The 20,399-nt window shown below is 70.5% G+C and carries 23 protein-coding genes and 1 pseudogene; 22 read left to right on the top strand and 2 right to left on the bottom strand.

The genetic code is table 11. From position 1 onward, the window contains the following. The 15 genes and pseudogenes from ACFW6B_RS04435 (at position 1) to ACFW6B_RS04365 (ending at position 11,954) form a co-directional block, all read left to right on the top strand. Complete coding sequence (locus tag ACFW6B_RS04435; RefSeq protein ID WP_003973401.1) at positions 1 to 240, top strand: RNA-binding protein; 240 nt, start codon at positions 1 to 3, stop codon at positions 238 to 240. A 228-nt stretch (positions 241 to 468) separates the two neighbouring features. Continuing rightward, positions 469 to 1,056 carry a ribosome maturation factor RimM gene (gene rimM / locus ACFW6B_RS04430; protein ID WP_386591882.1) on the top strand — a complete coding sequence of 196 codons (588 nt, stop codon included), beginning with the start codon at positions 469 to 471 and terminating at the stop codon, positions 1,054 to 1,056. After that, positions 1,056 to 1,877, top strand: a complete 822-nt coding sequence (trmD, locus tag ACFW6B_RS04425) for a tRNA (guanosine(37)-N1)-methyltransferase TrmD (protein ID WP_386591880.1) — start codon at positions 1,056 to 1,058, stop codon at positions 1,875 to 1,877. The genes rimM and trmD overlap by 1 nt, the downstream gene beginning before the upstream one ends. Before the next feature lie 131 nt (positions 1,878 to 2,008). Further along, positions 2,009 to 2,359: a 50S ribosomal protein L19 gene (gene rplS, locus ACFW6B_RS04420; RefSeq protein WP_037625104.1), complete on the top strand. Its 351-nt coding sequence runs from the start codon at positions 2,009 to 2,011 to the stop codon at positions 2,357 to 2,359. 79 nt (positions 2,360 to 2,438) lie between these two features. Continuing rightward, positions 2,439 to 3,155 carry a signal peptidase I gene (gene lepB, locus ACFW6B_RS04415; RefSeq protein ID WP_386591877.1) on the top strand — a complete coding sequence of 239 codons (717 nt, stop codon included), beginning with the start codon at positions 2,439 to 2,441 and terminating at the stop codon, positions 3,153 to 3,155. Next, a pseudogene (gene lepB / locus ACFW6B_RS04410) lies at positions 3,148 to 4,236 on the top strand (signal peptidase I); the annotation flags it as partial. The gene lepB (ACFW6B_RS04415) and the pseudogene lepB (ACFW6B_RS04410), both read left to right, overlap by 8 nt. Continuing rightward, the gene (gene lepB, locus ACFW6B_RS04405; protein WP_386591875.1) at positions 4,124 to 5,065 is read left to right on the top strand and encodes a signal peptidase I; all 942 of its coding nucleotides are present in this window, start codon (positions 4,124 to 4,126) and stop codon (positions 5,063 to 5,065) included. The pseudogene lepB (ACFW6B_RS04410) and the gene lepB (ACFW6B_RS04405), both read left to right, overlap by 113 nt. A gap of 148 nt (positions 5,066 to 5,213) precedes the next feature. Beyond that, a complete protein-coding gene (gene lepB, locus ACFW6B_RS04400) occupies positions 5,214 to 5,987 on the top strand; it encodes a signal peptidase I (RefSeq protein WP_386591873.1) in 774 nt (257 codons plus the stop codon). Continuing rightward, positions 5,977 to 6,501 (top strand): NUDIX hydrolase, encoded by a 525-nt coding sequence (locus ACFW6B_RS04395; protein WP_386591871.1) that lies wholly within the window; start codon positions 5,977 to 5,979, stop codon positions 6,499 to 6,501. The genes lepB (ACFW6B_RS04400) and ACFW6B_RS04395 overlap by 11 nt, the downstream gene beginning before the upstream one ends. Positions 6,502 to 6,556: 55 nt before the next feature. Further along, positions 6,557 to 6,865, top strand: a complete 309-nt coding sequence (locus ACFW6B_RS04390) for a DUF2469 domain-containing protein (protein WP_003965949.1) — start codon at positions 6,557 to 6,559, stop codon at positions 6,863 to 6,865. A 125-nt stretch (positions 6,866 to 6,990) separates the two neighbouring features. Then, complete coding sequence (locus tag ACFW6B_RS04385; protein WP_386591869.1) at positions 6,991 to 7,362, top strand: YraN family protein; 372 nt, start codon at positions 6,991 to 6,993, stop codon at positions 7,360 to 7,362. Next, complete coding sequence (locus ACFW6B_RS04380; RefSeq protein WP_386591867.1) at positions 7,362 to 8,987, top strand: YifB family Mg chelatase-like AAA ATPase; 1,626 nt, start codon at positions 7,362 to 7,364, stop codon at positions 8,985 to 8,987. The genes ACFW6B_RS04385 and ACFW6B_RS04380 overlap by 1 nt, the downstream gene beginning before the upstream one ends. Then, positions 8,984 to 10,129: a DNA-processing protein DprA gene (gene dprA, locus ACFW6B_RS04375; RefSeq protein WP_386591865.1), complete on the top strand. Its 1,146-nt coding sequence runs from the start codon at positions 8,984 to 8,986 to the stop codon at positions 10,127 to 10,129. The genes ACFW6B_RS04380 and dprA overlap by 4 nt, the downstream gene beginning before the upstream one ends. 270 nt (positions 10,130 to 10,399) lie before the next feature. Continuing rightward, the gene (gene whiG / locus ACFW6B_RS04370) at positions 10,400 to 11,242 is read left to right on the top strand and encodes an RNA polymerase sigma factor WhiG (RefSeq protein WP_386591863.1); all 843 of its coding nucleotides are present in this window, start codon (positions 10,400 to 10,402) and stop codon (positions 11,240 to 11,242) included. Between the two features lie 154 nt (positions 11,243 to 11,396). Continuing rightward, positions 11,397 to 11,954, top strand: a complete 558-nt coding sequence (locus tag ACFW6B_RS04365) for a TetR/AcrR family transcriptional regulator (RefSeq protein WP_386592180.1) — start codon at positions 11,397 to 11,399, stop codon at positions 11,952 to 11,954. A gap of 150 nt (positions 11,955 to 12,104) precedes the next feature. On the opposite strand, the gene ACFW6B_RS04360 is transcribed toward ACFW6B_RS04365, so the two are convergent. Beyond that, positions 12,105 to 12,734, bottom strand: a complete 630-nt coding sequence (locus ACFW6B_RS04360; protein WP_386591862.1) for a murein hydrolase activator EnvC family protein — start codon at positions 12,732 to 12,734, stop codon at positions 12,105 to 12,107. Between the two features lie 266 nt (positions 12,735 to 13,000). Here ACFW6B_RS04360 and rpsB point away from each other — a divergent pair, with 266 nt between their 5' ends. The 7 genes from rpsB (at position 13,001) to ACFW6B_RS04325 (ending at position 18,818) form a co-directional block, all read left to right on the top strand. Continuing rightward, the gene (gene rpsB, locus ACFW6B_RS04355; RefSeq protein ID WP_386591860.1) at positions 13,001 to 13,897 is read left to right on the top strand and encodes a 30S ribosomal protein S2; all 897 of its coding nucleotides are present in this window, start codon (positions 13,001 to 13,003) and stop codon (positions 13,895 to 13,897) included. A 96-nt stretch (positions 13,898 to 13,993) separates the two neighbouring features. Further along, complete coding sequence (tsf, locus tag ACFW6B_RS04350) at positions 13,994 to 14,830, top strand: translation elongation factor Ts (protein WP_359023176.1); 837 nt, start codon at positions 13,994 to 13,996, stop codon at positions 14,828 to 14,830. Positions 14,831 to 15,013: 183 nt separating this feature from the next. Next, positions 15,014 to 15,784, top strand: a complete 771-nt coding sequence (pyrH, locus tag ACFW6B_RS04345; RefSeq protein ID WP_386591857.1) for a UMP kinase — start codon at positions 15,014 to 15,016, stop codon at positions 15,782 to 15,784. A gap of 172 nt (positions 15,785 to 15,956) precedes the next feature. Next, positions 15,957 to 16,514, top strand: a complete 558-nt coding sequence (gene frr, locus ACFW6B_RS04340; protein WP_037625129.1) for a ribosome recycling factor — start codon at positions 15,957 to 15,959, stop codon at positions 16,512 to 16,514. After that, the gene (locus ACFW6B_RS04335) at positions 16,514 to 17,653 is read left to right on the top strand and encodes a phosphatidate cytidylyltransferase (protein ID WP_386591854.1); all 1,140 of its coding nucleotides are present in this window, start codon (positions 16,514 to 16,516) and stop codon (positions 17,651 to 17,653) included. Before frr ends, ACFW6B_RS04335 begins: the two co-directional genes overlap by 1 nt. A 243-nt stretch (positions 17,654 to 17,896) precedes the next feature. After that, the gene (locus ACFW6B_RS04330; RefSeq protein ID WP_386591850.1) at positions 17,897 to 18,370 is read left to right on the top strand and encodes a carboxymuconolactone decarboxylase family protein; all 474 of its coding nucleotides are present in this window, start codon (positions 17,897 to 17,899) and stop codon (positions 18,368 to 18,370) included. 127 nt (positions 18,371 to 18,497) lie between these two features. Next, positions 18,498 to 18,818, top strand: a complete 321-nt coding sequence (locus ACFW6B_RS04325) for a GYD domain-containing protein (RefSeq protein ID WP_386591848.1) — start codon at positions 18,498 to 18,500, stop codon at positions 18,816 to 18,818. 79 nt (positions 18,819 to 18,897) lie between these two features. Here the strand turns inward: ACFW6B_RS04325 and ACFW6B_RS04320 are convergent, their stop codons facing one another. Continuing rightward, positions 18,898 to 20,394, bottom strand: a complete 1,497-nt coding sequence (locus ACFW6B_RS04320) for an endonuclease/exonuclease/phosphatase family protein (protein WP_386591846.1) — start codon at positions 20,392 to 20,394, stop codon at positions 18,898 to 18,900. Positions 20,395 to 20,399: the final 5 nt, after the last annotated feature.

Raw genomic sequence — 20,399 nt, 5'->3', positions numbered from 1 at the left:
ATGCTCGAGGAGGCTCTCGAGCACCTCGTGAAGGGCATCGTCGACAACCCCGACGACGTGCAGGTCGCCTCGCGCAACCTGCGCCGCGGGCGCGTTCTCGAGGTCCGGGTCCACCCGGACGACCTCGGCAAGGTGATCGGCCGCAACGGCCGCACCGCGCGCGCTCTGCGCACCGTCGTGGGCGCCATCGGCGGCCGCGGTGTCCGCGTCGACCTCGTCGACGTGGACCACGTCCGCTGACGTAGCAGGCAGCACCGGCTCGGGCCGGGGAGGGCTTACGAGCCGTCCCCGGCCCGTAGTCGTCTGCGAACCCGTCCGGCGGCCCGGACCGCGTGGACGCCGGGCCCGCTCCGACGGGGCGCCCGGCCGCCTCAGGACGCCCGCCCCGCGGCCGTCCGCGGCGGTCCGGGGCCGTCCAAGGCATTCCAGGAAACACCGCCGTCGGTACACGACAGGAGATCAAGCACAGTGCAGCTGGTAGTCGCTCGCGTCGGCCGTGCCCACGGCATCAAGGGCGAGGTCACCGTGGAGGTCCGCACGGACGAGCCGGAACTCCGGCTCGGCCCCGGCGCCGTCCTGCTCACCGATCCGGCCTCCACCGGACCACTGACCGTCGAGACGGGCCGCGTCCACAGCGGCCGTCTCCTGCTGCGCTTCGCGGGCGTGCGGGACCGCAACGCCGCCGAGGCCCTGCGCAACACCCTGCTGATCGCCGAGGTCGACCCCGACGAGACGCCCGAGGACCCGGACGAGTACTACGACCACCAGCTCATGGACCTGGACGTGGTCACCGCGGACGGCACCGAGGTCGGCCGCATCACGGAGATCTCGCACCTGCCCTCGCAGGACCTGTTCGTGGTGGAGCGCCCGGACGGGACCGAGGTGATGATCCCGTTCGTGGAGGAGATCGTCGTCGAGATCGACCTGGAGGAGCAGCGGGCCGTCATCGACCCGCCGCCCGGACTGATCGACGACCGGGCGGAGGTCGCCTCCGCCCGGGACGCGGAGGACGGTTCCGCCGGAAACGGCGAGGACACCACGGGAGCCGGTGCCTGATGCGGCTCGACGTGGTCACGATCTTCCCCGAGTACCTGGAACCCCTGAACGTCTCCCTCGTCGGCAAGGCCCGCGCGCGCGGGCAGCTGAACGTGCACGTGCACGACCTGCGGGACTGGACGTACGACCGGCACAACACGGTCGACGACACGCCCTACGGCGGCGGCCCCGGCATGGTCATGAAGACCGACCCCTGGGGCGACGCCCTGGACTCCGTCCTGGCGGACGGGTACGAGAGGGGCGCCCACGGGCCCGCCCTCGTGGTCCCCACCCCCAGCGGGCGCCCGTTCACCCAGCAGCTCGCCGTCGAGCTCTCCGAACGCCCCTGGCTGGTGTTCACGCCCGCGCGCTACGAGGGCATCGACCGCCGCGTCATCGACGAGTACGCCACCCGGATGCCCGTCTACGAGGTCTCCATCGGCGACTACGTCCTCGCCGGCGGCGAGGCGGCCGTCCTCGTCGTCACCGAGGCCGTGGCCCGGCTGCTGCCGGGGGTCCTCGGCAACGCCGAGTCCCACCGGGACGACTCCTTCGCCCCCGGGGCCATGGCCAACCTCCTGGAGGGCCCGGTGTACACCAAGCCCCCGCTGTGGCGCGGTCGCGAGATCCCGGACGTGCTGGTCAGCGGCCACCACGGGAAGATCGCCCGCTGGCGCCGCGACGAGGCCCTGCGCCGTACGGCGGCGAACCGGCCCGACCTCATCGAGCGCTGTGAGGCGTCCGCCTTCGACAAGAAGGACCGCGAGATGCTCTCGATCCTGGGCTGGAGCCCGGCACCCGACGGCCGATTTTGGTGCAGACCCGAGGCCGTGGAAGAATAGACCGCTGCTCTACGTCGTCCGGCGTGCGCCCCTGCCACAGGGGGACACGACGCCCGTCCCGACGGGACAGCATCCTCTTCGAACCTCTCTCCCGTTGATGACCTGTGGCATCAGCGAAGAAAGCAGAAAAAATGTCGCACCTGCTCGACTCCGTCGACGGCGCCTCGCTGCGCACCGACATCCCGGCCTTCCGCCCGGGTGACACCGTCAACGTCCACGTCCGCGTCATCGAGGGCAACCGCTCCCGTGTGCAGCAGTTCAAGGGCGTCGTCATCCGCCGTCAGGGCTCCGGTGTCCGCGAGACCTTCACGGTCCGCAAGGTCTCGTTCTCCGTCGGCGTCGAGCGCACCTTCCCGGTGCACACCCCGATCGTCGAGAAGATCGAGCTCGTCACCCGCGGTGACGTCCGTCGCGCCAAGCTGTACTACCTCCGTGAGCTCCGCGGCAAGGCCGCGAAGATCAAGGAGAAGCGCGACAACTGAGCTCGTCCGCCGCGGTGAACCGTCGGCGACCGAGCCGGTAAGAAGGTGTCCCAGGAAGGCCGGATAGCATCTGGCCCCGATGGACACCGAAGCACAGCCCGTGGAGCGCGACCGCTCCTCCCGCCCTTCCGCTTCCGAGGAGATCTCGGACACAGTGGGGCCGGAGGAGGGGTCGCGTTCTGCGTTCGCCGACAAGGTCGCCGAGTGGCTCCCCGGGGGCCGGATCACCCTGACCGTGCTGTTCTGCCTGGTGCTTCTGCTGCTGGTCAGCCGCTTCGTGATGCAGCCGTTCGAAATTCCCAGCGGCTCCATGGAGTCCGGATTGAGGATCGGGGACCGCGTTCTCGTAAACAAGTTGGCGTACCGTTTCGGTTCCGAGCCGCAGCGGGGCGATGTCGTCGTCTTCGACGGCACCGGTTATTTCGGGAACGCGGACTACGTCAAACGCGTCGTCGGGGTAGAGGGAGACCACGTGGTCTGCTGCGACAAGGAGGGGAGACTCGAAGTGAACGGCCGATCGGTCGACGAGTCGACATTTCTCTATCGGGGCGACAGCCCGTCCGAGGTGCCCTTCGACATCGTCGTGCCCGAGCGGTCCCTGTTCCTCCTGGGCGATCACCGCAGCCGCTCCCGCGACTCCCGTGATCACCTGGGCTCGCCCGGCGGCGGCATGGTCCCCGTCGGCGACGTCATCGGCAGGGCCGACTGGATCGCCTGGCCCGCGGGCCACTGGACCCGTCTGACGCGTCCCGACACCTACGCGCGCGTGCCGGCCGCCGGGGGTGCCCGTGGGTAACCGCGGACGGGCGCGCGGGGTCTCCGCCAGCGCCGCCGACAACCTGCTCCCCACCGGGTCCCGGCGTGCCGCCGGAGGCGCCGCCCGGCCCAGCCGGGTCGAGCGCCGCAGGCTCGCGCGCAAGATCAAGCGGCGCAGGCGCCGCTCGGCGGTCAAGGAGATACCCCTCCTGGTCGGCGTCGCCGTGCTGATAGCCCTGGTCCTCAAGACGTTCCTCGTCCAGGCCTTCGTGATCCCGTCGGGCTCCATGGAGAACACGATCCAGATCGGCGACCGCGTCCTGGTGGACAAGTTCACCCCCTGGTTCGGCTCCCGGCCCGAGCGCGGCGACGTCGTCGTCTTCAAGGACCCGGGAGGCTGGCTCACCGCCGAGGAGTCCAAGAAGAAGGACGACCCCGTGGTCGTCAAGCAGTTCAAGGAGGGCCTGACCTTCATCGGTCTGCTGCCCTCCGACGACGAGAAGGACCTGATCAAGAGGGTCGTCGGACTCGGCGGGGACACCGTCAAGTGCTGCGACACGCAGGGCCGGGTGACCGTGAACGGCACCCCCCTGACCGAGCCGTACATCTTCGCCGGGGACAAACCGTCGGACTTCTCCTTCGAGGTGAAGGTGCCCGCGGGCCGTCTGTTCGTGCTGGGTGACCACCGGGGCAACTCCGCGGACTCCCGGTACCACCGCAGCGACAAGTTCAGCGGCACCGTCTCCCTGGACTCGGTCGTGGGGCGGGCGATGGTCATCGGCTGGCCCATCGGCCACTGGACCCGTCTGACGGAGCCGAACACCTTCGCGACGGTGGCCGACGCGCCCGGAGGGTCGGCTTCCGCTCCAGCTCTGTCGCATAGGGTGGCCTCTGCGGATCCAGATGGATTGATCCCGCTCCCGACCCCTGCGGAACTCCCGCTCGTTATGGGAGTGGTGGGCCTGCGCCGAATGCGGCGCGGGCGGCGGCACGGAGTGAGGAGTGGATGTGGGGGATGTGGCGGTCGGCGCGCGATCTGGGCACGAAGGTCCCGAGGGACAGCCGGAGCGGCCCGAGGATGCGGCTGCCCCGGCCGTAGAGCCCGGTTCGGACTCCGGGAGCGGATCCGCGGACGCGGACGCCTCGACCGGGCGTTCGGGACGGGACCCGAAGTCCACCAAGCAGCGCTCCTTCTGGAAGGAACTGCCGATCCTGATCGGCATCGCCCTGGTGCTCGCGCTGATCATCAAGACCTTCCTGGTGCAGGCGTTCTCGATCCCGTCGGACTCGATGCAGAACACCCTCCAGCAGGGTGACCGCGTCCTGGTCGACAAGCTGACCCCGTGGTTCGGCTCCGAGCCGGAGCGCGGCGAGGTCGTCGTCTTCCACGACCCGGACAACTGGCTGGCGGGCGAGCCCACGGCCAACCCGAACGCCCTGCAGACGGTGCTCAGCTGGATCGGCCTGATGCCGTCCTCCGAGGAGAAGGACCTCATCAAGCGGGTCATCGGCGTCGCCGGCGACACCGTCGAGTGCAAGGGCACCGGCCCGCTGAAGGTCAACGGCAAGGCACTGAACGAGTCGTCGTACGTGTACCCCGGCAACACCCCCTGCAGCCAGGACGAGGACGGCGGCCAGTTCAAGGTCAAGGTTTCCGAGGGCATGATCTGGGTGATGGGCGACCACCGCCAGAACTCGCGGGACTCGCGCTACAACCAGGCGGACGAGCACCACGGCATGGTGCCGGTGAAGGACGTCGTCGGCCGTGCCATCGTCAAGGCCTGGCCGATCACCCGCTGGGGCACCCTCCCGGTCCCGGACACCTTCGACCAGCCCGGTCTGGGCGACCAGGCGGCAGCGGCGGTCACCTCGCCGGGTTCCGTGGCCCTGCTGGGCGCGGTGCCGCTGGTGCTGGTGCGACGCAGGCGCAAGGCGTCCAAGGACGACTGAGCCTCCTCACGGCCTTCGGGGCCGGTCTGCGCGGACATGTCCGCGCAGACCGGCCCCGTTCGTTTCCCGGCGAGATCCGGTCCGCTCCGGCGATCGTGATCCGGTGGGGGCTGACCGTGGACCGTACCCCCGGGTAAGGTGCGGCCCCATGGGTGGCGAGAGCGCAACACGTACGGCCCCGCACAGCGGCGGCACGGGCAGGGACCCGGGGGGCAGCAGGACCGGACAGCGGCTGTCCGGGCTGGTCGTCGCGCTGGGCCTCGTGCTGTTCCTCGGCGGATTCGCCTGGGCGGCGCTGGAGTACCGGCCGTACACCGTTCCCACGAGTTCGATGGCACCGACCATCAAGATGGGCGAACGGGTGCTGGCACAGCGCGTCGACGGGAGCGAGGTCCGCCGCGGGGACGTCGTCGTCTTCGAGGACAAGACCTGGGTCACGGGCTCGTCCGTGGTCAAGCGCGTGGTCGCCGTCGGCGGCGACACGGTCGCCTGCTGCACCGACGGCAAGCTGACCGTCAACGGCAAGAAGATCGACGAGAGCTATCTGCCCGAGGGAAGCCTCGCCGAGCTCACGGGCTTCCCGACGGTGAAGGTCCCCGAAGGACGGCTGTTCCTGCTGGGTGACGAGCGGCAGGGCTCACTGGACTCCACCGCGCACCTGACGGACGCCGCGAGCGGCACCGTGGCGCGCGGCGCGGTGAAGGCCCGGGTCGACGCCGTCGCCTGGCCGATGAACGGCATGCTCGACCGCCCCGACGGCTTCAGGACGCTCGGCGCCCTGTCCCGGCCGGGACCGCTCCCCACGATGATCGCGCTGGTCGTCGCCGGCGCCGTCCTCGTGCTGGGCGGCGCGGCCTACGGGCCCGTCGCCAAGCTGGCCGGGCGCTCGCGCGCGCGTACGGAGTCCGCCGGTGCCCGCTGAGGCGGCGGACCCGGAGGAGGGCTCCGGCGGGGGCGGGCTGCGCAAGGTCGCCCGGGTCGTGCTGCTCGATCCGCAGGACCGCGTCCTGCTGCTGCACGGCCACGAACCGGACGATCCCTCCGACGACTGGTGGTTCACGCCCGGCGGCGGAGTGGAGGGCGACGAGACCCGTGAGCAGGCCGCTTTGCGGGAACTCGTGGAGGAGACCGGGATCACCGAGGTCGAGCTGGGCCCCGTGCTGTGGCGGCGGGTCTGTTCGTTCCCGTTCGCCGGGAGGCGCTGGGACCAGGACGAGTGGTACTTCCTGGCCCGTACGGCCCAGACCGCCACGGCGGCCACGGGGCTGACGGAGCTGGAGCGGCGCAGTGTCGCCGGAGCGCGCTGGTGGACGTGCCGGGAACTGACCGAGGCACATGAGACGGTGTATCCGACCAAGCTCGCCGGGCTGCTGCGCAAGGTGCTCGACGAGGGTCCCCCGGCCACGCCCGAGGTCCTCGACACGGAAATCGTCTAGGGGCTCCCGGGGCTGGCGCACAATAGGGGGACGCACGGCTGAAGGGGAACATGCCATGAGCGCCGAGGACCTCGAGAAGTACGAGACCGAGATGGAGCTGAAGCTCTATCGGGAGTACCGCGATGTCGTCGGTCTGTTCAAATATGTGATCGAGACCGAGCGGCGCTTCTATCTCACCAACGACTACGAGATGCAGGTGCACTCGGTCCAGGGTGAGGTGTTTTTCGAGGTGTCCATGGCGGATGCCTGGGTGTGGGACATGTACCGGCCCGCCCGCTTCGTGAAACAGGTGCGTGTCCTTACTTTCAAGGACGTGAACATCGAGGAGCTGAACAAGAGCGATCTGGAGCTGCCGGGAGGCTGAGGGCGGCACGGTGGGCCGTGGTGACTCGTACGGGTGACGGGATTGTCCACAGTCACCCGTTCGTCCACCAAGATCCAAAATCTTTGTGACGTGGCCTCAGAGTCGGTGCCGGAGGTGGTGCCGACATGAAGACATCCGAGGCACGCAACGCACTGGGCGCCTACGGCGAGGAACTGGCCGTACGGCGGCTGACCGGGGCCGGCATGACGGTCCTGGCGCGCAACTGGCGCTGTGGCCGGACCGGTGAGATCGACATCGTGGCCCGGGACGGCGACGCGCTGGTCGTCTGCGAGGTCAAGACCCGCGGGCCGGGAGCGTTCCAGCATCCCATGGAGGCCGTCACACCGGCCAAGGCCCGACGGCTGCGCGGTCTGGCCGAACGCTGGCTCCAGGAACACGGCGCGGCCCCGCCCGGCGGCGTCCGCATCGACCTGGTCGGCGTCCTGGTCCCCGACCGGGGCGCACCCGTGGTCGAGCACGCGCGGGGGGTGGCCTGATGGGATTCGCGCGTACGTGTTCGGTGGCCCTGGTGGGTGTGGAGGGCGTCGTCGTCGAGGTCCAGGCCGACCTGGAGCCGGGCATCGCCGCCTTCACCCTGGTCGGCCTCCCCGACAAGAGTCTGACGGAGAGCCGGGACCGGGTCAGGGCCGCGGTGGTCAACTCCGGGGCGGCCTGGCCGCAGAAGAAACTGACGGTGGGGCTGAGCCCGGCCTCGGTGCCCAAGGGCGGTTCGGGCTTCGACCTCGCCGTGGCCTCTGCCGTGCTGGGCGCCGCCGAGCGGATCGATCCACGCGTGCTCGCCGACATCGTGATGATCGGGGAGCTGGGGCTCGACGGCAGGGTGCGGCCGGTCCGCGGCATCCTGCCGGCCGTCATCGCCGCGGCGGACGCCGGCTACGAACAGGTGGTGGTGCCGGAGTGCGCGGCGGCCGAGGCGTCGCTCGTGCCGGGAGTCTCGGTCCTCGGGGTCCGCAGCCTGCGCCAGCTGATCGCGGTGCTGGCGGACGAACCGGTGCCCGAGGAGGACCCTGACGAGCGGGGCCGCCCGGACCCGCTGTCGGCCGGTCTGCGGCTGCCCGGCACGGGCGAGGCCACCGGCCTGTGCGGCATCGCCGTGCCGGAACACGACCGGGGACACGACCTCGGTGACGTGGTGGGCCAGCAGACGGCACGCACCGCCATGGAGGTGGCGGCGGCAGGCGGCCACCACGTCTTCCTCCAGGGGCCGCCCGGCGCGGGCAAGACGATGCTGGCCGAGCGGATGCCGCTGATCATGCCGAGCCTGACCCGGCAGGAGTCCCTGGAGGTGACGGCGATCCACTCCGTCGCGGGCCTGCTGCCGCCCGGCAAACCGCTGGTGGACGTCGCGCCGTACTGCGCGCCCCACCACTCCGCGACGATGCAGGCGCTCGTCGGCGGCGGCAAGGGGCTCGCACGACCCGGCGCGGTGTCCCTGTCGCACCGAGGTGTGCTCTTCCTGGACGAGGCTCCTGAATTCAGCGGCTTCGTGCTGGACGCCCTGCGGCAGCCGCTGGAGGCGGGACACGTGGTGATCGCGCGCAGTGCCGGTGTCGTGAGGTTCCCCGCGAAGTTCCTGATGGTGCTGGCCGCCAACCCCTGCCCCTGCGGGCGCTTCAGCACGACGAACGACTTCTGCGAGTGCCCGCCCTCCGCCATCCGCCGCTATCAGGCGAGGCTCTCCGGACCGCTGCTCGACCGGGTCGATCTGCGGGTGGACGTCGAGCCGGTCACCCGGGCCGAGCTCACCGCGCGCGGCGCGCGGGGAGAGTCGACGAAGACGGTCGCGGACCGGGTGCTCGCCGGCCGTGAGCGGGCCGCCGAGCGTCTGAAGGGGACTCCCTGGCACACCAACAGCGAGGTGCCCGGACGTGAGCTGCGCGGACGCTGGCAGGCGCGGGCGGGAGCGATGGACGAGGCCGAGCGCGGTCTGGAGCGCGGACTGCTGACGGCCCGTGGGCTGGACCGGGTGCTCAGGGTCGCGTGGACGGTCGCGGACCTGTCGGGACACGACCGGCCCGACGCCGGGGACGTGGCACTGGCCCTCCAGCTGCGCACCGGGATCCCGCGCGGGGTGCCGATGGTGATCGGCTCTCCGGCGTGACGGCCGTCGAGCGCGGGGCCCGCGTCACGCTGTCCCGGGTCGTCGAACCGGGTGACGAGGTCTGCGGACGCTGGATCCGGGAGGTCGGGGCTCCCGAAGCGGTCCGGTGGCTGTACGGGGACCTGGGGCAGCCGCGGGGAATGACCGACAGGAGGTGGGCCGGGCTGCGTGCCAGGGCCGCGCGGGCCGACCCGCAGCGCGACCTCGCCCTCGCCCGGGAGGCCGGGGTGCGGTTCGTCTGTCCCGGTGAGTCCGAGTGGCCCGCGCAGCTCGACGACCTCGGGGACGCCCGGCCCGTCGGACTGTGGGTGCGGGGGCGGGCCGGTCTGCGGCTGTGGGCGCTGAGATCCGTCGCCGTCGTCGGTGCCCGCGCCTGCACGGAGTACGGCGCGCACATGGCCGCCACACTCGGCGCCGGACTCGCGGAGCGGGGCTGGGTGGTGGTGTCCGGCGGCGCCTACGGCATCGACGGCGCCGCGCACCGGGGCGCCCTCGGGGCGGGCGGTGCCACCGTCGCCGTGCTGGCCTGCGGCGTCGACCGGCCCTATCCGCGCGGACACGCCCAGCTGATCACCAGGATCTCGGAACAGGGGCTCGTGGTGGGGGAGTTGCCGCCGGGCGAGCATCCGACGCCTAGCAGGTTCATCCTCCGCAACCGGGTCATCGCGGCGCTCACCCGGGGCACCGTGGTCGTGGAGGCGGCCTACCGCAGCGGAGCGCTCGTCACCGCCCGCGCCGCGCAGCGGCTGGGCCGGTTCACGATGGGCGTGCCGGGACCCGCCACCAGCGCGCTGTCGGCCGGGGTGCACGAGCTGCTGCGCGGGGAGGCCGTCCTGGTGTCCGACGCCTCGGAAGTCGCCGAACTGGTGGGCGACATGGGGGAGCTGGCTCCGGACCGGCGTGGCCCCGTACTGCCGCGGGACCTGCTGCACCCGGACGCGGTCCGTGTCCTCGCCGCTCTCCCGGCGCGGGATCCCGCCGGGAGCGAGGAGATCGCCCGGCGGGCGGCGACGAGCACGGACGACGCGGTCGGGAGACTGTACGAACTCCGGGCACTTGGATTCGTCGAACGACATGGCGACGGCTGGAAGTTGACACGCCAGGCGACGGCCTCCCCCGGAGGTGGTCGCGAGGGATGTTGACCGAGCGTGTTCGGCCGTCCGGGGGAATGCCGACACGCCTGGGAATCCCCGCAGTTGGCGACCCCGTCGGTCACGCAGGGCGACCGTCGTGACTCCGGGAGACGTCCCGGGGAAAGGTTTCGCGTGCGGGTGACAGCCCACCCTTCGCGCACTGCGACAGCCCAGTCACGCTACGCTCACAAGAGCCCGAAGCAGGCACGCGATCTCGGCACGAGGCCGACAGGACACCCAGGTAATCCCAGTTCACGGCAGAACGGCACAAGGCGACGAATGCCCCAGCACACCTCCGGGTCCGACCGGACGGCGACCCCGCCAGCCGCCCGCGACGGCGGCAGCGTGCGCCCGCCCGCGCCCTCGACGCTCGACGAGCTGTGGCGGTCGTACAAGTCGACCGGTGACGAGCGGCTGCGGGAACAGCTGATCCTGCACTACTCGCCGCTGGTGAAGTACGTCGCGGGCCGCGTCAGCGTGGGTCTGCCGGCCAATGTCGAGCAGGCCGACTTCGTCTCGTCGGGCGTGTTCGGACTGATCGATGCGATCGAGAAGTTCGACATCGAACGGGAGATCAAGTTCGAGACGTACGCGATCACCCGCATCCGCGGGGCGATGATCGACGAACTGCGGGCGCTGGACTGGATCCCGCGGTCGGTGCGGCAGAAGGCGCGCAACGTGGAGCGCGCCTACGCGACGCTGGAGGCGCGGCTGCGGCGCACCCCCTCGGAAGGCGAGGTCGCCGCCGAGATGGGCATCGGTGTGGAGGAACTCCACGCGGTGTTCAGCCAGTTGTCGCTGGCCAACGTGGTGGCTCTGGAAGAGCTGCTGCACGTCGGCGGCGAGGGCGGCGACCGGCTGAGCCTGATGGACACGCTGGAGGACACCGCCGCCGACAATCCGGTCGAGGTGGCCGAGGACCGGGAGCTGCGGAGGCTGCTGGCACGGGCGATCAACACGCTGCCCGACCGGGAGAAGACCGTGGTCACGCTCTACTACTACGAGGGGCTCACGCTCGCGGAGATCGGCAACGTGCTCGGGGTGACCGAGAGCCGGGTGAGCCAGATCCACACCAAGTCGGTGCTTCAGCTCCGCGCGAAGCTGGCCAGTTTCGGACGCTGAGCCGGCGGCGCGGGCCGCCGGCCGGTCCCGCCGCGCCGTCCGGGCGGCGGGACCGCCGTGGCGGGCGCCACCCGTGCGGGCCTGCCGGAGTGGTTCCCGTCCGCGCCGCCGCGTCCGTACAGTGGTTGACGTGCCAAGGATTCGAGCGGCCTCCGTGGCCGAGCACCGGTCGATGCAGCGAGCCGCCCTGCTGGACGCGGCGCGGTCCCTGTTGTCCGAGGGCGGGACGGAGGCGCTGACCTTCCCCGCGCTCGCCGAGCGCACGGGGCTCGCGCGGTCCTCCGTGTACGAGTACTTCCGGTCCAGGGCCGCCGTCGTCGAGGAACTGTGCGAGGTCGACTTCCCCGTCTGGGCGGCCGAGGTCTCGGCCGCGATGGCCGAGGCCGACGGCCCCGAGGCCACGGTCGAGGCCTATGTGCGCCGGCAGCTGGCCCTGGTCGGGGACCGGAGGCACCGGGCCGTGGTCGCCATCTCCGCCAGCGAACTCGACGCGGGTGCCCGGGACAAGATCCGGGCCGCGCACGGCGGGCTGGTCACGATGATCGGCGAGGCCCTCGCGGAGATGGGGCACGCCGAGCCGCGGCTGGCCGCGATGCTCCTCCAGGGCGTGGTGGACGCCGCGGCGCGCCGCATCGAGCTGGGCGCAGCCGAGGACCCCTCCGCGATCACGGAGGCGGCGGTGGCCATGGCCCTCCGGGGCGTCCAGGGCTGACCCCCGGCCGCCGCGGGCCCCGGCCCCAGCGGACCGCACCCCGGCCCGCCCGCGTCAGGCCCCGCGCCCGCTGGACCACCGTCCTCGCGATGGGTACAGGGCCCGCGCCCGCCGCCGGGCCGTTTCCCGCGCCGGCGGTGCCCGGGCCGGTCAGGGGGTGTCGAGCGGCAGCAGGCGGGACGGGGGTGCGCGCAGGAGCCACGGAGGGAGCAGCGACAGCGGGTTCAGGTAGACCGTGTCTCTGAGCAGGCCCCAGTGCAGGCAGGGCGTCGGCCCGCAGTGCGTGTCCGGCGCCTCCAGGGTGCCGAGGACCCGGCCCGCCAGGACCTCGTCGCCCTTGCGCACCGAGGCCCGCACCGGGCCGTACGTCGTCCGCAGCGGGGGCGCTCCCGTGCCCGACAGCTCCACCGAGACGACCCCGCGGCCCGCGACCCTGCCCGCGAAGGACACCCTGCCGGGGGCGACGGCCCGCACCGGGGCGCCGGGCGCGGCCGCGAGGTCGACCCCGCGGTGCCCCCGGGAGTAGGCCGTCGCCGGCGGTTCCCAGCCCCGTACGACGAACGGCCGGACGCCCACCGGCCAGGCGCGGGCGAGCGCCGGCACGGTGGGGTCGGCCGCCGCCGCCGCGGGGACGGGGACCCTTGACGCCGGGCCGGCCTCATGAGTCGGCGCCGGGCCGGTCCCACGCGCCAGTGCCGCCGGGCCCGGGGCGCCGAGGACCGTCAGGGTCAGGAACAGCAGGAGCCCCTGCGGCAGACGCACACATCGGTTCACTCGCATGCGGGAACGGTCCCGCACCGAGCGGATCATGGCCGGGATCTGTGGAGTACCGGCCGGTTGTGGACAGCGGCGTCACCCGGTCCCTCCCCGGTCCCGTACACTTCTGGAGGCGACCCGGGTCATCGGGTCGACTTCGCACGCCCCGACATCCGGTCACCACCGGTGTCAGCGCCTCTCGGTCCTCTGTGGCAAGGCGCGTCGCGGGCGTCAGGCGCGAGTGCAGTCCGGCACGCGCGGCACAACCGAGAAAACCGAGGAGAACGGCCATGGCCGTCGTCACGATGCGGGAGCTGCTGGAAAGCGGCGTCCACTTCGGTCACCAGACCCGTCGCTGGAACCCGAAGATGAAGCGCTTCATCTTCACCGAGCGCAACGGCATCTACATCATCGACCTGCTCCAGTCGCTGTCGTACATCGACCGCGCCTACGAGTTCGTCAAGGAGACCGTCGCCCACGGCGGCACGGTCATGTTCGTCGGTACGAAGAAGCAGGCGCAGGAGGCCATCGCCGAGCAGGCCACCCGCGTCGGCATGCCCTACGTCAACCAGCGCTGGCTGGGCGGCATGCTCACCAACTTCTCCACCGTCTACAAGCGTCTGCAGCGCCTCAAGGAGCTCGAGCAGATCGACTTCGAGGACGTCGCGGCCTCCGGTCTCACCAAGAAGGAGCTTCTCGTGCTCTCGCGCGAGAAGGCCAAGCTGGAGAAGACCCTCGGCGGTATCCGCGAGATGCAGAAGGTGCCCAGCGCCGTCTGGATCGTGGACACCAAGAAGGAGCACATCGCGGTCGGCGAGGCCCGGAAGCTCAACATCCCGGTCGTCGCCATCCTCGACACCAACTGTGACCCGGACGAGGTCGACTACAAGATCCCGGGCAACGACGACGCGATCCGCTCCGTCACCCTGCTCACCCGCGTGATCGCCGACGCCGTCGCCGAGGGCCTCATCGCCCGCTCCGGCGCCGGCAAGGCCGCCGGTGACAAGGCCGCGGGCGAGCCGCTCGCCGCGTGGGAGCGCGACCTGCTCGAGGGCGAGAAGAAGGCCGACGACGCCGAGGTCCAGACCTCCGCCGAGACGGAGAAGGTCGCCGACGCCGAGCAGGCCGAGGCCCCGGCCGCCGAGGCCGCTGCCGAGGCTCCCGCCGCGGACGCCGAGCAGGCCTGACCCCTCACCCCTTCGGGTTTGTGAACGGCGGGGGCGCGCGAAGCCCCCGCCGTTCGTCCCGTAGATCTTCAGACTTCGAGAGAGATTCCAGGAATCATGGCGAACTACACCGCCGCCGACGTCAAGAAGCTCCGTGAGCTCACCGGCGCCGGCATGATGGACTGCAAGAAGGCGCTGGACGAGGCCGACGGCAACGTCGACAAGGCCGTCGAGGCGCTGCGGATCAAGGGCCAGAAGGGCGTCGCCAAGCGCGAGGGCCGCTCCGCCGAGAACGGCGCCGTGGTCTCCATCATCGCTGACGACAACACCTCCGGTGTCCTGGTCGAGCTGAAGTGCGAGACGGACTTCGTCGCCAAGGGCGCGAAGTTCCAGGCCGTCGCCAACGAGATCGCCCAGCACGTCGTCAAGACGTCGCCGGCCGACATCGAGACGCTGCTCGGCTCCGAGATCGAGCCCGGCAAGACGGTCCAGGCGTTCGTCGACGAGGCCAACGCGAACCTGGGCGAGAAGATCGTCCTGGACCGCTTCGCCCAGTTCTCCGGCGCGTTCGTGTCCTCGTACATGCACCGCACCATGCCCGACCTGCCCCCGCAGATCGGTGTTCTGGTCGAGCTCGACAAGGCCGACGCCGACCTCGCCAAGGGCATCGCGCAGCACATCGCCGCCTTCGCGCCGAAGTACCTCTCCCGTGAGGACGTCCCGGCCGAGGTCGTCGAGACCGAGCGTCGCGTCGCCGAGGAGACCACCCGCGCCGAGGGCAAGCCCGAGGCCGCCCTCCCGAAGATCGTCGAGGGTCGCGTCAACGGCTTCTTCAAGGAGGCCACCCTCCTCGGTCAGCCGTACGCGCTCGACAACAAGAAGTCCGTCCAGAAGGTTCTGGACGAGGCCGGTGTCACCCTGAAGCGCTTCTCGCGCATCAAGGTCGGCATCTGAGTCCGTACAGCGATCGACGCGCGACCCCGATAGGGTCGACAGCAGTCGTCCGCGTACGCCGGCACCCACCCGTGTGTGCCGGACGACAGCAGATCTGACGAGGAGGCCATTGCCGAGCATGGGATGCGAACAACACCCCACCGGCAATGGTCTTCTTCGTATGTGCACCATGAGGAGATCTCCATGACCACCACCCAGGCCGGCAACGGCGAGAAGAGCGACGACGGCAAAGGCGCGGGCCGCTTCCTGCTGAAGCTTTCCGGCGAGGCGTTCGCCGGTGGCGGGGGACTGGGCGTCGACCCCGACGTGGTGCACAAGATCGCCCGCGAGATCGCGGCCGTCGTGCGCGGCGGCGCCCAGATCGCCGTCGTCATCGGCGGCGGCAACTTCTTCCGCGGCGCCGAACTCCAGCAGCGCGGCATGGACCGGGCGCGCTCCGACTACATGGGCATGCTCGGCACCGTCATGAACTGCCTCGCCCTCCAGGACTTCCTGGAGAAGGAGGGCATCGACAGCCGCGTCCAGACGGCCATCACCATGGGCCAGGTCGCGGAGCCGTACATCCCGCTGCGCGCCGTGCGGCACCTGGAGAAGGGCCGTGTGGTCATCTTCGGCGCCGGTATGGGCATGCCGTACTTCTCCACCGACACCACCGCCGCCCAGCGGGCCCTGGAGATCGACGCCGAGGCGCTCCTCATGGGCAAGAACGGCGTGGACGGCGTCTACGACTCCGACCCGAAGACCAACCCCGAGGCGGTCAAGTTCGACGCGCTCAGCTACGGCGAGGTCATCACCCGGGACCTCAAGGTCGCCGACATGACCGCCATCACGCTGTGCCGGGACAACAAGCTGCCGATCCTGGTCTTCGAACTCCTGGCGGAGGGCAATATCGCGCGGGCGGTCAAGGGTGAGAAGATCGGCACACTCGTGGGCGACCAGAGCGGCCGAGCCTGACGGGGAATGCTCCGGACCGGATGCGCCATCCGGTCCGGGACGGACTCCGGCCGGGGGATGGACAATGTCCCGCCGGTCCGGAACCGTGCAGGAACAAGACGCGACGCAGCCGGCCGCCGAACCCGACGAGGAAACAGCTGCCGGGCCTACTCAAGACACGCAGGAGCAAGTGGTGATCGAAGAGACCCTCCTCGAGGCCGAGGAGAAGATGGAGAAGGCCGTCGTGGTCGCCAAGGAGGACTTCGCCGCGATCCGCACCGGCCGTGCGCACCCGGCGATGTTCAACAAGATCGTGGCCGACTACTACGGTGCGCTGACGCCGATCAACCAGCTGGCCTCGTTCTCCGTTCCGGAGCCGCGCATGGCCGTGGTGACCCCGTTCGACAAGAGCGCGCTGCGCAACATCGAGCAGGCGATCCGCGACTCCGACCTGGGCGTCAACCCCAGCAACGACGGCAACATCATCCGGGTGACGTTCCCCGAGCTGACGGAAGAGCGCCGCAAGGACTACATCAAGGTCGCGCGGACCAAGGGCGAGGACGCCAAGGTCTCGATCCGCGCCGTGCGCCGCAAGGCCAAGGACGCCCTCGACAAGCTCGTCAAGGACAAGGAGTCCGGCGAGGACGAGGTCCGTCGTGCGGAGAAGGAACTCGACGACACCACGGCGAAGTACGTCGCCCAGGTGGACGAGCTCCTGAAGCACAAGGAAGCTGAGCTGCTCGAGGTCTGATGAACGACTCTTCCTGGGGGGCGCCGCCACAAGCCGGGTACTGGGGGCCGTCCGAGCAGGGGCCTGCCCAGGGGGCGGCCCCGGCGGGTCCCACGTACGATGCGCATGACGCGCAGCACACTCGGCCCATGCCCACCGCGCCCGACGTACCCGCTCATGGCGGAGACCAGGATGACGACCGGGGGGCCGCTCGGCTGAGCGGCCCCCCGGTCCACAACGACACGCCGACGACGGCGCCCTACGGGGAACCGTCGCACAATCCGCAGAGCCCGCAGGAGCCCATGCCCAGCACCACACCCGAGCCCGCACCCGCACCTCAGAAGAAGAGTGCGGGACGCGACCTGGGCGCGGCCATAGGAGTGGGCCTCGGGCTCGGCGCGGTGATCGTCGCGTCGCTGTTCGTCGTCAAGGCCGTCTTCGTCGGGGTGATCGCGGTCGCCGTGGTGGTGGGGCTCTGGGAGCTCACCTCGCGGCTGCAGGAGCGCAAGGACATCAAGGCGCCGCTCGTGCCGCTCGCGATCGGCGGGGCCGCCATGGTCGTCGCCGGATACGTGCGCGGTGCGGAGGGCGCCTGGGTGGCCATGGCGCTCACGGCGCTGGCCGTCCTGGTCTGGCGGATGACGGAACCGCCCGAGGGCTACCTCAAGGACGTCACGGCGGGGGTCTTCGCGGCCTTCTACGTGCCGTTCCTGGCGACCTTCGTGGCCATGATGCTCACGGCCGACGACGGTCCGCGCCGCGTTCTGACGTTCCTGCTCCTGACGGTCGTCAGCGACACCGGGGCGTACGCCATCGGCTGGCGCTTCGGCAAGCACAAGCTGGCTCCGCGGATCAGCCCCGGAAAGACCCGCGAGGGCCTGTTCGGGGCGATCACCTTCGCGATGGCGGCGGGTGCGCTGTGCATGCAGTACCTGATCGACGACGGCACCTGGTGGCAGGGCCTGATCCTCGGCCTCGCGGTCGCGGCCAGCGCCACGCTGGGTGACCTCGGCGAGTCCATGATCAAGCGGGACCTCGGCATCAAGGACATGGGAACCCTGCTGCCGGGCCACGGCGGCATCATGGACCGGCTGGACTCCCTGCTCCCGACGGCTCCGGTCGTCTGGTTGCTGCTGGTGCTCTTCGTCGGCTCCGGCTGATCGTTTCTCCGCACGCGTTTACGACGTACGCATCGGCGACGCGAGCACATCCACGACACCACCCCTTCGGGTCGTCCGATCACCTCACCGTGATCCCGGCGACCCGGAGGGGTGGTGTCGTCTCCCTCCCTGCTCCTCCCTCCGGCGCGGGGAGACGCAGGTCACATTCACGTCGGTCACACCGTGCCGGGCCGTTCCGTCCATGTGGTGTAGCCACGAGAAACGACCCGAGGAGCACACACCATGGAAGCCCGTCTGAACCTCTTCGCCAGCCCGGTGTCGGCCAAGTTCATGAAGCACATCGTCGCCGCGGGCCGGGTGCTCGACGAGTCGACGCTGCCGCTCGCGACGCAGGAACTGGTGAAACTCCGTGCCAGCCAGATCAACGGCTGCGGTTTCTGCACCGACATGCACAGCAAGGACGCGCAGGCCGCGGGCGAGACCTCCGTACGCCTCAACCTGGTCGCGGCCTGGAGGGAGGCGACGGTGTTCACCGACGCCGAGCGCGCCGCCCTGGAACTGACGGAGCAGGGCACGCGCATCGCCGACGCGGCCGGCGGCGTCACGGACGAGTGCTGGGCGAACGCCGCCAAGTACTACGACGAGGAGCAGCTCGCCGCCCTGGTGTGCTGCATCGCGCTCATCAACGCCTTCAACCGGGGGAACGTCATGATCCAGCAGCCCGCGGGCGACTACCGGCCCGGCCAGTTCGCGTAACCGGGACGGGGGTGGGGCCGGCGGCCGGTGTCTTACGGGTGAATCCTGGCGTTCCCCGATCGCCGGCCGGGCCCGCAGCGGGAAGGCCATCCCGGTACCGGACACGCCACGGGCAGGGAGCACCCCGATGCCGAAGTTCCTCATCCAGGCCAGCTACACGCCGGAAGGGGCGAAGGGTTTGCTCAAGGAGGGCGCGAGCGGCCGCCGCGCCGCCGTCGAGCACGTCGTCGCGGGCCTCGGCGGAACCGTCGAGGCCATGTACTTCTCCTTCGGGGAGGACGACTTCGTGTGCGTCCTCGACTTCCCCGACACGGTCTCCATGGCCGCCGTCAGCCTCCGCGTCAAGGCCAGCGGGGCGCTCCGCACCCGGGCCACACCGCTGCTCACCCTCGACGAGATCGACGAGGCCACCCGCAGGGAGGTCACGTTCCGCCCGCCGGGTGCGTGAGCGGCGGCACCGTGCGGGCGGGTCGGGCCTTGGTCCGGAACGCCTGCGGGGCGTTCCGGACCAAGGCCGCGTCACTGTCTCAGAACCTGAAGTTCGCCTTGATCGGATAGTGGTCCGACTTTCCGGCGTCAGCCGTCACGCTGCACGGCGAGATGTCCGCGGAGGACGGACCGAACAGGTAGTCGATCTTGATGAATCGGCCGTCCAACGGCTTCGTGACCTGACCGTCGCGCGGCCGATCGGTCAACATCCCCTCGTCGCATTCCTCGTCCGCCGCGTATGCGGACGTCATGACGGTCTTGGGAGTGTCCTGCGAGGTGGAGTCCGGCGGGACGGAGTTGAAATCGCCGCCGTAGACGGTCCGATAGCCGGCCGGAGTGTACGAGTGGACGATGTCCTGCAGCAGCTCGGCCTGTTCCAGGCGCTTGGTCCCCTTAGGGTCCTCCTTCTCCCCGCCGGAGCTGAAGTGGACCCCGCAGAACTGCAGGGCCTGGGCCGGGAGAACAGCGCACAGAGCGGTCCGCTGCTCCATACGCGTCCACTCGTTCTTGATGGTCTGGTTCTGCGGCGAGGGCAGGTCGTACGACGTGTACCAGACGTTGGAGTCCGGCACCGCGAGGGCGGTGCCGTAGGCGCCCCGGTCCTCCCCGGTTCTGGTTCTGTCGCAGGTCTTGGCGGCCTTCGAGGACGAACCGTCGATGGTGTACTTGATGGGGGCGAAGCGTACGTCCCATCCGGTGCCCGTCTTGGTCTCCAGCGCCTGCTCGATCGCCTTGGCGTGCGACTCGCAGAGCTCCTGGAGGAAGACGGCACGGTACCGCCTCGCCTCCTCTTCGGAGCCCATCCGGGCAGAGATCTGGGTCCCCAGGTCCGTGCCTTCCGCCAGGTAGTTGCCACACTTGTCGTTGTTGTTGGCGCAGACGTTCCACGACATCGCACGGAATTCGGCCGTCGGCGCGGGGGAAGCGGGACTGGGGCGTCCGCCTTCGTCGCTCGCGTTCTCCTCGCCGAGGAAGACGAGCTCGAACTTCTGCCAGGACCCGACCGAGTCCGCCCGTGCCCGCAGCAGCCCCTTGTCGGTTCCGGCGTCCTGGACCTCGGCGGTCACGTACTTGTAGCCGTCGTTCGTCCAGGCCTTCAGGGCGTACGTACCGTCCGACTGCTTCTCGAGGTGGAGCTCTTCCCATTCGCCGACGGTCGTGCTCCGGGCCCGGAGCAGGTTCTTGTGGCTGCCGGAGTCGTTCCGCTCGGTCGCGACGTAGTTCCCGTTCGCCTCCGAACGCAGGGTGGTGGTCCACCCCTTGTCGTGGGTGTGCAGCGTGAACTTCTCCCACGATCCCAGCTCGTCGAGGGACGAGGCGGACTTGCGCGCCCGCAGCATGCCCTCGCGGTCACCGCTGTTGACGACCTCCGCCGACACGTAGAGACCGTCGGCGCCCACGGACCTGAGCGCGTACTTGTCGCTGGCCGCGACGGGCACGGGCCGTGCTTCCGCATGTGCCTGTACCGCCGACACGGCGATCACCGCGAACAGCGCGGTGCACAGTGCCGCTAAGCGGCTCGTTATTCGTTTCATTCGTC

This window comes from Streptomyces sp. NPDC058751 (assembly GCF_042746485.1).
Lineage (GTDB): Bacteria > Actinomycetota > Actinomycetes > Streptomycetales > Streptomycetaceae > Streptomyces.
Note: the sequence above shows the minus strand (reverse complement) of the source record. Positions and strands in the feature narration are given on the sequence as shown.

What these genes read in the sequence shown, in the direction of transcription:
- ACFW6B_RS04385 (WP_386591869.1), top strand. Translation starts at nt 6,991, where the DNA reads ATGAAGACATCCGAGGCACGCAACGCACTGGGCGCCTACGGCGAGGAA.
- ACFW6B_RS04335 (WP_386591854.1), top strand. Translation starts at nt 16,514, where the DNA reads ATGAACGACTCTTCCTGGGGGGCGCCGCCACAAGCCGGGTACTGGGGG.
- ACFW6B_RS04380 (WP_386591867.1), top strand. Translation starts at nt 7,362, where the DNA reads ATGGGATTCGCGCGTACGTGTTCGGTGGCCCTGGTGGGTGTGGAGGGC.
- lepB (WP_386591873.1), top strand. Translation starts at nt 5,214, where the DNA reads ATGGGTGGCGAGAGCGCAACACGTACGGCCCCGCACAGCGGCGGCACG.
- ACFW6B_RS04320 (WP_386591846.1), bottom strand. Translation starts at nt 20,394, where the DNA reads ATGAAACGAATAACGAGCCGCTTAGCGGCACTGTGCACCGCGCTGTTC.
- rpsB (WP_386591860.1), top strand. Translation starts at nt 13,001, where the DNA reads ATGGCCGTCGTCACGATGCGGGAGCTGCTGGAAAGCGGCGTCCACTTC.
- tsf (WP_359023176.1), top strand. Translation starts at nt 13,994, where the DNA reads ATGGCGAACTACACCGCCGCCGACGTCAAGAAGCTCCGTGAGCTCACC.
- ACFW6B_RS04435 (WP_003973401.1), top strand. Translation starts at nt 1, where the DNA reads ATGCTCGAGGAGGCTCTCGAGCACCTCGTGAAGGGCATCGTCGACAAC.
- ACFW6B_RS04325 (WP_386591848.1), top strand. Translation starts at nt 18,498, where the DNA reads ATGCCGAAGTTCCTCATCCAGGCCAGCTACACGCCGGAAGGGGCGAAG.
- whiG (WP_386591863.1), top strand. Translation starts at nt 10,400, where the DNA reads ATGCCCCAGCACACCTCCGGGTCCGACCGGACGGCGACCCCGCCAGCC.
- ACFW6B_RS04390 (WP_003965949.1), top strand. Translation starts at nt 6,557, where the DNA reads ATGAGCGCCGAGGACCTCGAGAAGTACGAGACCGAGATGGAGCTGAAG.
- lepB (WP_386591877.1), top strand. Translation starts at nt 2,439, where the DNA reads ATGGACACCGAAGCACAGCCCGTGGAGCGCGACCGCTCCTCCCGCCCT.
- pyrH (WP_386591857.1), top strand. Translation starts at nt 15,014, where the DNA reads ATGACCACCACCCAGGCCGGCAACGGCGAGAAGAGCGACGACGGCAAA.
- trmD (WP_386591880.1), top strand. Translation starts at nt 1,056, where the DNA reads ATGCGGCTCGACGTGGTCACGATCTTCCCCGAGTACCTGGAACCCCTG.
- ACFW6B_RS04360 (WP_386591862.1), bottom strand. Translation starts at nt 12,734, where the DNA reads ATGCGAGTGAACCGATGTGTGCGTCTGCCGCAGGGGCTCCTGCTGTTC.
- ACFW6B_RS04330 (WP_386591850.1), top strand. Translation starts at nt 17,897, where the DNA reads ATGGAAGCCCGTCTGAACCTCTTCGCCAGCCCGGTGTCGGCCAAGTTC.
- rplS (WP_037625104.1), top strand. Translation starts at nt 2,009, where the DNA reads ATGTCGCACCTGCTCGACTCCGTCGACGGCGCCTCGCTGCGCACCGAC.